At 69.5% G+C, this 1,272-nt stretch carries 1 protein-coding gene; it reads left to right on the top strand.

What is annotated here, in order from left to right; all coding sequences use genetic code 11:
* Nucleotides 1-51: 51 nt before the first annotated feature.
* Nucleotides 52-1,272 (top strand): HNH endonuclease signature motif containing protein (locus E3O54_RS01435; RefSeq protein WP_166805180.1); only part of this gene is annotated, 1,221 nt, incomplete at its 3' end.

Genomic DNA, 1,272 nt, shown 5'->3' with positions numbered 1-1,272 from the left:
GGTGGGCGGATGCCGCGGGTAATGTCGGTGGGTGCCCGTAGCGTGTGTGTCATGAAGCCCTCATTTATGGAAGAGCAAGAGGCTCTCGGGGAGCATTTCGAGGCGATCGCGGAGGCCGAACTGGCCATCGCCGTGGCGTTCGCTCGGCGGGCGGAGTTGGTCGAGGCGGGCCGCCGCTTCGGGCAGGCCCGGGCGAACGCGGCGGCGCGGCTGCCGGGGTCCCGGTGGGACGCGGCCGAGGTCGCCGAGCGGGAGTTCGTCAGCGAACTGGCCTGCACGATCCGGGTGCCGCGCCGCACGGCTGAGAACCTGATCGCGGAGAGCCGCGCCTTGGCCGGCGAGCTTCCGGCCACCCGGGCCGCGCTCGAGGCCGGCGAGATCAGTTACCAGCACGCGAAGGTGGTGATCAATCAGGCCTGGTCGGTTCCCGACGAGGCCAAGGCGGCGTTCGAGGTGGAGGTTCTGCGGTCGGCGGGCACGGTGACGGCGTCGAAGCTGAAGTATCGGGCCCGGCTGCTCCGGGAGCGCCTGCATCCGGAGACGATCCGGGCCCGGCACCAGAAGTCCGTGCGCGACCGGGCCGTGTTCTTCGAGCCCGAGCCCGATGGTATGGCGTCGCTGACCCTGTACGACAGTGCGGAGAAGGTGGCCGGTGCCTACGAGCGGGTGATGCTCGCAGCGTTGAGTCTGCAGGGGCCGGAGGAGGTGCGCACCCTGACGCAGCTCAAGGCGGACGTGTTCGCCGACATCATCCTCGATGGGGTCACCCCGTCCGGCCTCGGCAAGGGCATCCGGGGTGCGGTCAATGTGACCGTGCCGGTGCTGACTCTGATGGGTCTCGGTGAGGAGCCGGGGTTCTTGGAGGGGTATGGTCCGATCGACCCGGACACGGCCCGGCAGATCGCGGCCGGGGCGCCGAGTTTCACCCGGATCCTGGTGCACCCGGAGACGGGGGCGGTGCTGTCGGTAGGCCGGGACCGGTACGCGGTCCCGGAAGACCTGAAACGGTTCCTCCGGGTGCGAGACAAAACCTGCCGGTTTCCGGGCTGCAACCGGTCGGCGGCGCATTGCGACCTGGACCATTCCCTGGATTGGCAGTTCGAGGGCCTGACCGCGCACGACAACCTCGCGCATCTGTGTCCGGCGTGTCATGCGTTGAAGAGCGAGACCGGGTGGCGGGTGTTGCACCTCGGTGACGGCACGCTTGAGTGGACGTCGCCGACCGGGCGCACGTTCGTGAGTGAGCCGGCCACGGTCATCCGCTCGGCGTCG

The organism is Cryobacterium sp. TMT2-4, from assembly GCF_004402575.1.
Classification (GTDB): Bacteria; Actinomycetota; Actinomycetes; order Actinomycetales; family Microbacteriaceae; genus Cryobacterium; species Cryobacterium sandaracinum.
This window is presented reverse-complemented; position numbering and strand designations above follow the sequence as displayed.